This window comes from Microbacterium resistens NBRC 103078, from assembly GCF_001552355.1.
Lineage (GTDB): Bacteria > Actinomycetota > Actinomycetes > Actinomycetales > Microbacteriaceae > Microbacterium > Microbacterium resistens.
Genome location: NZ_BCRA01000074.1, coordinates 22,358 through 30,172, shown reverse-complemented (window position 1 = coordinate 30,172; position 7,815 = coordinate 22,358). Strand labels below are relative to the sequence as shown.

The window sequence follows — 7,815 nt, the reverse complement described above, 5'->3', positions numbered from 1 at the left end:
GGCGGCTCGGTCGTCGGCCGGGCCGCCAGCATCCGCTCCAGCGCGACGCGGGCCGGGGCGGCGACGTCGTCCTGCACCCGGATGCGGTTCGGGGTGCGCCCCTCGACGAGCTCCTCGAGGACCCACGCGAGATACCCCGGGTGGATGCGGTACATCGTCGAGCACGGACACACGACCGGATCGAGGCAGAAGATCTCGTGCTGCGGATACTGGGCGGCCAGGCGTCGGACGAGGTTGATCTCGGTGCCGATCGCGAACACGGTCGGCTCCGTGGCGGCGGCGATGGCCCGGCGGATGTAGTCGGTCGAGCCGGACTCGTCCGCGGCGTCGACGACGTCCATCGGGCACTCGGGGTGCACGATCACCCGCACGCCGGGGTGCTCGGCCCGCGCCTGGTCGATCTGGGCGACAGAGAAACGGCGGTGCACGGAGCAGAAGCCGTGCCACAGGATCACCCGCGACGCGACGAGGTCCTCGGCGCCGTTCCCGCCGAGCGCCTGCCGCGGGTTCCACAGCGGCATCCGCTCCAGCGGCACGCCCATCGCCTTCGCCGTGTTCCTGCCCAGGTGCTGGTCCGGGAAGAACAGCACGCGCCGCCCGCGTGCGAATGCCCACTCCAGGACGGTCCGGGCGTTCGAGGACGTGCAGACGATGCCGCCGTGGCGACCGACGAACCCCTTGATCGCGGCGGACGAGTTCATGTAGGTGACCGGGATCACCGGGACGAGGCCGTCTGCGTCGGGGTGGTCGAGCGGCCCGAGCACGTCCGCGAGCTGCTCCCAGCACTCCTCGACCTGGTCGATGTCGGCCATGTCCGCCATGGAGCATCCCGCGGCGAGGTTCGGCAGGATCACCGCCTGATCGGGACCGGACAGCAGGTCCGCGGTCTCGGCCATGAAATGCACGCCGCAGAAGACGATGGCCTCGGCGTCGGGGTGCTCGGTGGCCGCCGTGGCGAGCTGGAACGAGTCGCCGACGTAGTCGGCGTGCCGCACGACCTCCTCCCGCTGGTAGAAGTGACCGAGCACCACGACGCGGTCGCCGAGCGTGCGCCGGGCGGCGCGGATCCGCTCGTCCAGCTGCGCCTCGTCGGCCTCGCGATACGCGGCGGGCAGCGCGCCCTGACGCGGAGCGCCGACCGGGATGACGTCGCCCATCGAGGAGCCGGGGCCGTATCCGGGTCGCGCGTCGAAGTCCCACGGTCCCGCGGCGAGGTCGGTGCTGCAGGTCGCCTCGACGGACGAGCCGCCCGTGATCGCCTGGATGGCGTGGTCCACGGAGGGATCGACGCCTCGGAGCGCGGGGTCTCGGGCCTCGACGGTGTCGGCAACCGGGCGGGGGGTCATGACGTCCTCGTTTCTTCGGGGGCGAGCGGGCCGCGGTCGGCCAGTTCGACGTCGGTGTTGGATCGGTACAGCCGCGCGGGGCGGTGGCTTCCGGTGCGGAAGGACTCGGTGGGCACGAGGCTTCCCGCGCTCTCGACCTGCCGGCGGAAGTTCGCCGGGTCCAGGCGGCGGCCCAGGATCGCCTCGTAGGCCTCGCGCAGCTCGGCCAGGGTGAACTCCGGGGGCAGGAATCCGTGCGCGACGCGGCTGTAGCCGACCTTGTTGCGAAGGCGCCACAGGGCGTAGTCGATGATCCGGGCGTGGTCGAACGCCAGGGAGGGGAGGCCGGCCGCGTCGAACCAGTCCACGTTCTCGGGCGCGGCCCTGGTCGCCCGGTAAGCGGCGCTCTGCGCGTCGACCGCGTCCGAGCGCAGCAGCGCCCAGTACACGACCGAGACCACGCGGGTGGGGGAGCGGTGGACCGCTCCGAACGCATACAGCTGCTCCAGGTAGCTCGGCGCGAGCCCGGTGGTCTCGGCGAGGGTGCGCCCCGCGGCCTCCTCCAGGCTCTCGGCCACGTCCAGCCAGCCGCCCGGGAGCGCCCACGCGTCGCGGTGCGGGTCGCGGATGCGGCGGACGAGGGGGAGGGAGATGCGGGGCGCTCCGTCGGCGTCGCGGCGCAGGGTGAGGATGACCGTCGAGACGGCGACGCGGATCCCGTCCTCGGGATCGCGAGTTCTGGTCATCATGACTTTAACCTCCGGTCCGATCTTAGGGTGCAGGCGACCTGAAGTCCAGGTCGATGACGCCGTCGACGGCGAGTCCGAAACGTTACCTTTCGGCGCGGGTCGCCACTTGGCGGACGTGGCGCTATTTGTTAGGTTGCTGTCCTAACAAACCCCAACCGGGGTCTGTCCTCAACGGGGAGTAGTCCCCTCCTCCTGCAACGCAGCACCGAGAGGAAGTCAAGGAATGATCCGTAACGGCAAGCGCGCGCTCGCGCTCACCGCCGTGGCGGGGGCCACGGTCCTCGCCATCGGCCTCACCGGTTGTTCGACCGGGGGCTCCGGCTCCGGCGGCTCCGGCGACGGCGACCGGGCACTGCGGGTCTGGGCCGGAAGCCAGACCCCGATCACGGCGAACTACAACCCGTTCGCGCCCACCGTGCTCCACGGAGCGCTCGGCCCGATCTACGAGCCGCTGTTCTTCTACAACAAGACCGCCGACGACAAGCCGGTCGGCCTGATCGGCGACTCCTTCGAGTACAACGAGGACGGCACCCAGATCACGGTCACCATCAAGAGCGGCCTGAAGTGGAACGACGGCAAGCCGCTCACCGCCAAGGACGTGGCCTTCACCTTCCAGTACGAGGCGAACAACCCCGAGGGCAACGGCCTGGTCTCGGCCGAGGCGACCGACGACACCACGGTCGTGCTCACGTACAGCGCCGCGCAGTACACCACCGAGTTCCAGCGGATGGGCTCGACGTACATCCTTCCCGAGCACGTGTGGGCGGACATCACCGACTTCGCGGACTTCGCCAACGAGGAGCCGGTCGGATCCGGCGCCTACAAGGTGCAGAAGACCACGGGCGAGTCCTACACGCTCGTGGCGAACGAGGAGTTCCGCGACGCCGACAAGCTCGGGGTGAAGAAGGTCCAGTACATCGCGGTGGACAACAACCAGACCGCGCAGGACCTCCTCGCCGCCGGGAAGCTCGACTGGGCGGGCATGTTCATCCCGAACCCGGACGACGTGACCGGCAACGGCAAGACCGACTGGATCAACACGCCGCAGGACCCGACGGTGCTCTACACCTGCTCCAACGCGGAGCTGGGCTGCACCGGGCCGCAGACGGACGTGGCCGTGCGCCAGGCGCTCAACGTCGCCATCGACCGCGGGACGATCAAGGACAAGGCCTTCGTCGGGCTCACCGGCGACGTGTCCCCGACGTACGCGCTCCTGCCGCGCGACGAGAAGTGGCTCGCGGACCCCGCCAACGAGGTCAGCCCGCAGGAGGCGAACGCCTCCGAGGCCGGGAAGATCCTCGAGGCCGCCGGCTACGTCAAGGGCGGCGACGGCATCTACGCCAAGGACGGCCAGCCCGTCGAGCTCAGCCTCACCTCGGTGGACGGCTGGACCGACTACAACGACGCGGCGAAGCTCATCGCCGAGCAGGCGGCGAAGGCCGGCATCAAGGTCAACGCCTCCACGGTGCAGTGGCAGGAGTTCTCCGACGCCCGCCAGACCGGCAACTACCAGCTCATCGTGGGCGGAATGATCGGCACCTCGGTCGCCGACCCGTTCCAGATCTACCGCGACTGGTTCGGCGGCACGACCGTGGAGTCCACCTCCAAGGTCGGCGAGGAGGTCCCCGCGGGCCGCTGGAACTTCAGCCGCTACAGCAACCCGACGGTGGACGCCGCCATCCAGGCCGCCATCAGCACGAACGACGAGGCGAAGAAGAAGGAGCTCTACGCCACGATCCAGAGCGAGATCGTACGCGACCTGCCCTACATCCCGCTCGTGATCAACGCCACGCAGACCTTCTACAACACGAAGGACTACACCGGCTGGCCGACCGAGGAGGAGCTCTACGCCTTCCCGCCGTCGTGGGGCGCGATCGCCGCCGGGTACATCCTGCAGCACCTGCAGCCGGCGAAGTGAGCTGAGTGAGTCCGTGGGAGCAGGAAGTCTGAGGTGACAGTGACATGAAGTTCTATGCACGAAGGATCGGGTTCTACGCGTTCACGTTGTGGGCCGCGATCTCCCTCAACTTCCTGCTCCCGCGGCTCATGCCGGGGAACCCGGCCGACATCATGATCGCCAAGATGCAGCGCGCGGGCGGCGAGGTCTCCGAGACGACCATCCGCAACATCAAGCTGCTTCTCGGCTCCGACGACCAGCCCCTGTGGGATCAGTACCTCGGGTACTGGGGCCGGATGTTCCAGGGGGATCTCGGGGTCTCGGTCACGAAGTACCCCACCCCCGTCGCCGACCTGATCGGCGAGGCGCTGCCGTGGACGCTGATCCTCGTCGGCACCGCCACCGTCATCTCCTTCGTCCTCGGCGTCGTCCTCGGCGCATGGGCCGGATGGAAGCGCGGCACCTGGGTCGACAACCTGATCCCGGCGACGACGGTGCTGCAGTCCATCCCGTACTTCTGGCTCGCGCTCATCATGGTGTCGGTGTTCGCCGTGGGCCTGGGCTGGTTCCCGATCTTCGGCGGCTACGACGTCTTCGACTTCCCCGACGGGCCGGAGCCCACCTGGGCGTTCTTCGGCAACGCGGTGTCGCACGCGATCCTGCCCGCGGTCACGATCGTGCTGAGCTCGGTCGGCGGCTGGCTGTTCGGGATGCGCAACATGATGGTCCAGATCCTCTCCGAGGACTACATCACCACCGCCGAGGCCAAGGGGCTGCGCCCGCGCCGGATCCTGATGACCTACGCCGCGCGCAACGCGGCGATCCCCTCCATCGCCGGGTTCTCGATCACCCTCGGCTTCGTCGTGGCCGGCTCCATCGTCATGGAGCAGGTCTTCACCTATCCGGGCATCGGCAAGCTGATGTTCCAGGCGGTGACCAACAACGACTACGCGCTCCTGCAGGGGCTGTTCCTCGTGATCACCGTCACCGTGCTCGCCGCCAACTTCTTCATGGACCTGGTCTACGGGTTCATCGACCCGAGGGCTCGCCAGAATGTCTAACGCCGAGAAGACCGCACCGGACCTCATCGTCAAGGACGCCCCGTCCGTCGAGCCGCCGAGCACGGTCGCGCTGGCGACGGCGCGCCGCCCGCGCAGCGGCCTGCGGGCCATGCTGCCCCGGCGCTCGCCGAAGCTCGTGACCGGGCTGGTCCTCGTGGCCGGGATCGTGCTCTTCGCCGTGCTCGCCCCCTTCCTCACCCAGAACCCGCGGGCGACCGGCAACGCGGCCCTCCAGCCGCCGACGGGCGAGCACTGGCTCGGCACGACCAAGCTCGGCAACGACGTGCTCGCCCAGCTCGCGCACGGCGCCCAGGGCTCGCTCCTGGTGGGGCTCGTCGCCGGGGGCATCGCCATCGTCCTCTCGCTCCTGTTCGGCGTTCTCGCCGGCTACCTCGCGGGCTGGCGGGAGGACGTGCTCGCCCTCATCACGAACGTCGCACTGGTGATCCCGGGGCTCCCGCTCGTGATGGTGATCGCGGCCTCCTTCAACTCCCGGAGCTGGCAGCTCGTGGCGTTCGTGCTCGGGATCACGTCCTGGGCGGGAGCCGCCTACGTGCTCCGGCTCCAGGCGCGCTCCCTGCGGTCGCGCGACTACGTCTCCGCGGCGAAGGTGGCGGGGGAGAGAAGCGCCCGGGTGATCCTCGTCGAGATCCTGCCGAACCTCCTGCCGCTGCTCACCGCGCAGTTCCTGTTCGCGATCATCTTCGCGATCCTCGGCGAGGCGGGCCTGTCGTACCTCGGCCTCGGCCCCACCGACTCGATCACGTGGGGCACGATCCTCAACGACGCGCAGTCCGGGCAGGCGCTCGGACGCGGGGCGTGGTGGTGGTTCGTCCCGCCGGGCGTGATGATCGCGCTCCTGGGCTGTGGTCTCGCGCTGATCAACTTCGCGATCGACGAGATCATCAACCCGAAGCTCCGCAACGCCCCGCAGGCGGCCCGCTCCGCCCGCAAGGCCACCAAGACGAAGGGGGTCACCGCATGAGCGGCGCCACCGAGGCGGTCCTCACCGCCCGCAACGTGTCGATCGAGTACGAGGTCGACCCGCCCGTGCAGGCGGTGCGCGACGTCTCCCTGACGCTGAACCGGGGCGAGATCCTGGGCCTGGCGGGGGAGTCCGGCTGCGGCAAGACGACCCTCGCCTACGGGATGAACCGGCTGCTGAAGCCGCCGGCCGTGATGACCGGCGGCGAGATCGTCTTCCACGACCGGGACGGCCACGACATCGACGTCGTGGGACTCGAGGCGGAGGGGCTGCGGGCCTTCCGCTGGGACAAGATCTCGATGGTGTTCCAGGGAGCGATGAACTCGCTCAACCCCGTCATCAGCGTCAAGGCGCAGATCTTCGACATCTTCGACACGCATCGTCCCGGCATGAGCACGGCGCAGAAGACGGCTCGCGCCCAGGAGCTGCTGCAGCTCGTCGGCGTGGATCCCGCCCGTCTGACCAGCTTCCCGCACGAGCTGTCGGGCGGCATGCGCCAGCGCATGATGATCGCCATGGCGCTCGCGCTGGACCCGCAGGTCATGATCATGGACGAGCCGACCACCGCGCTCGACGTGGTCGTCCAGCGCGGCATCATCCGCGAGATCATGCGCCTGCGCGAGCGGCTCGGGTTCGCGGTCATCTTCATCACCCACGACCTGCCGATGCTCATCGAGATCAGCGACCGCATCGCGGTCATGCTGCAGGGGCGGATCGTGGAGCAGGGCACGGCGGAGGAGATCTACCGGAACCCTCAGCACGAGTACACCCGGCGTCTGCTCTCGAGCTTCCCGAGCCTGCGCGGCGATCGGGGCGACTTCGTGCGCACCGGCGTCCAGACCGCTCAGGAGCAGGCCCGATGAGCGCATCCCCCTCCACCCCGACCCTCGAGGCGCGTCGTCTCGTCAAGGACTTCACCCTGCGCTCCGGGCTGAAGACCCGGAAGCTCCACGCGGTGAAGGACGTGTCGTTCACGCTCGAGGCCGGGAAGACCATCGCGCTCGTCGGTGAGTCGGGCTCTGGCAAGTCGACCATCGCGCGGATGCTGATGAAGCTGGAGACGCCGACCTCGGGGGCCATCCTGCTCGACGGGCGCGAGACCGGCACGCGCGGCCGCGACCTCGCGCGCTACCGCTCCGAGGTGCAGATGGTCTTCCAGGATCCCTTCGCGTCCTTGAACCCGTTCCACACCATCGCCCACCACCTCGAACGGCCGCTGCGCATCCACCACCCGGAGCTGAGCGCCGCGCAGGTGCGCGAGCGCGCCCTGCAGCTGCTCGAGCGCGTGCGCCTGTCCCCGGCGGAGAGCTTCGCGGAGCGCCGGCCGCACGAGCTGTCCGGCGGGCAGCGCCAGAGGGTGGCGATCGCGCGGGCGCTGGCTCCCGGGGCGCGGTTCATCGTGGCCGACGAGCCGGTCTCGATGCTCGACGTCTCCATCCGGCTCGGGGTCCTGAACCTCCTCGCCGACCTGCAGCGGGAGGACGACCTGGGCGTTCTCTACATCACGCACGACCTGGCCACCGCCCGCCACTTCAGCGACGAGATCATGGTGCTCTATCACGGCGACGTCGTCGAGCGCGGTCCCAGCGACGAGGTGATCCTGAACCCGCAGCACGAGTACACGCGGACGCTCCTGGATGCGGCGCCCGAGCCGGAGAATCTCGGACGCCTGCGCGACGAGGTGCGCCGCGAGCTCGCCGGCGCCTGACGACCTCCGTCCGCGCGCGGTCCCCCACGGCCGCGCGCGGACGGGGCACCTCCCGGTCCGTGCGGCGCCTTCCCAGCCGCCGAGCGCCGC

Annotated in this window: 7 protein-coding genes; 5 read left to right on the top strand and 2 right to left on the bottom strand. The window is 69.7% G+C overall.

What is annotated here, in order from left to right:
- Both nadA and MR1_RS12880 read right to left on the bottom strand, forming a co-directional pair.
- Positions 1-1,346 (bottom strand): quinolinate synthase NadA (gene nadA, locus MR1_RS12885; protein ID WP_067247414.1); only part of this gene is annotated, 1,346 nt, incomplete at its 3' end.
- A complete protein-coding gene (locus MR1_RS12880; protein WP_067247429.1) occupies positions 1,343-2,071 on the bottom strand; it encodes an NUDIX hydrolase in 729 nt (242 codons plus the stop codon). The genes nadA and MR1_RS12880, both read right to left, overlap by 4 nt.
- Before the next feature lie 226 nt (positions 2,072-2,297).
- On the opposite strand from MR1_RS12880, the gene MR1_RS12875 reads away from it, so the two are divergent.
- From MR1_RS12875 to MR1_RS12855, 5 genes are read left to right on the top strand one after another with little or no spacing between them, the layout of a single operon-like run.
- Positions 2,298-3,992 (top strand): ABC transporter substrate-binding protein, encoded by a 1,695-nt coding sequence (locus MR1_RS12875; protein WP_067247411.1) that lies wholly within the window; start codon positions 2,298-2,300, stop codon positions 3,990-3,992.
- Positions 3,993-4,036: 44 nt separating this feature from the next.
- Positions 4,037-5,032, top strand: a complete 996-nt coding sequence (locus MR1_RS12870; protein ID WP_067247407.1) for an ABC transporter permease — start codon at positions 4,037-4,039, stop codon at positions 5,030-5,032.
- On the top strand, positions 5,025-6,017 hold the full coding sequence (locus MR1_RS12865; protein WP_067247404.1) for an ABC transporter permease: 993 nt from the start codon (positions 5,025-5,027) through the stop codon (positions 6,015-6,017). Before MR1_RS12870 ends, MR1_RS12865 begins: the two co-directional genes overlap by 8 nt.
- Positions 6,014-6,880 (top strand): ABC transporter ATP-binding protein, encoded by an 867-nt coding sequence (locus tag MR1_RS12860; RefSeq protein WP_067247401.1) that lies wholly within the window; start codon positions 6,014-6,016, stop codon positions 6,878-6,880. Before MR1_RS12865 ends, MR1_RS12860 begins: the two co-directional genes overlap by 4 nt.
- Complete coding sequence (locus MR1_RS12855) at positions 6,877-7,725, top strand: ABC transporter ATP-binding protein (RefSeq protein ID WP_067247398.1); 849 nt, start codon at positions 6,877-6,879, stop codon at positions 7,723-7,725. The genes MR1_RS12860 and MR1_RS12855 overlap by 4 nt, the downstream gene beginning before the upstream one ends.
- Positions 7,726-7,815: the final 90 nt, after the last annotated feature.

What these genes read in the sequence shown, in the direction of transcription:
- MR1_RS12860 (WP_067247401.1), top strand. Translation starts at nt 6,014, where the DNA reads ATGAGCGGCGCCACCGAGGCGGTCCTCACCGCCCGCAACGTGTCGATC.
- MR1_RS12875 (WP_067247411.1), top strand. Translation starts at nt 2,298, where the DNA reads ATGATCCGTAACGGCAAGCGCGCGCTCGCGCTCACCGCCGTGGCGGGG.
- MR1_RS12855 (WP_067247398.1), top strand. Translation starts at nt 6,877, where the DNA reads ATGAGCGCATCCCCCTCCACCCCGACCCTCGAGGCGCGTCGTCTCGTC.
- MR1_RS12870 (WP_067247407.1), top strand. Translation starts at nt 4,037, where the DNA reads ATGAAGTTCTATGCACGAAGGATCGGGTTCTACGCGTTCACGTTGTGG.
- MR1_RS12865 (WP_067247404.1), top strand. Translation starts at nt 5,025, where the DNA reads ATGTCTAACGCCGAGAAGACCGCACCGGACCTCATCGTCAAGGACGCC.
- MR1_RS12880 (WP_067247429.1), bottom strand. Translation starts at nt 2,071, where the DNA reads ATGACCAGAACTCGCGATCCCGAGGACGGGATCCGCGTCGCCGTCTCG.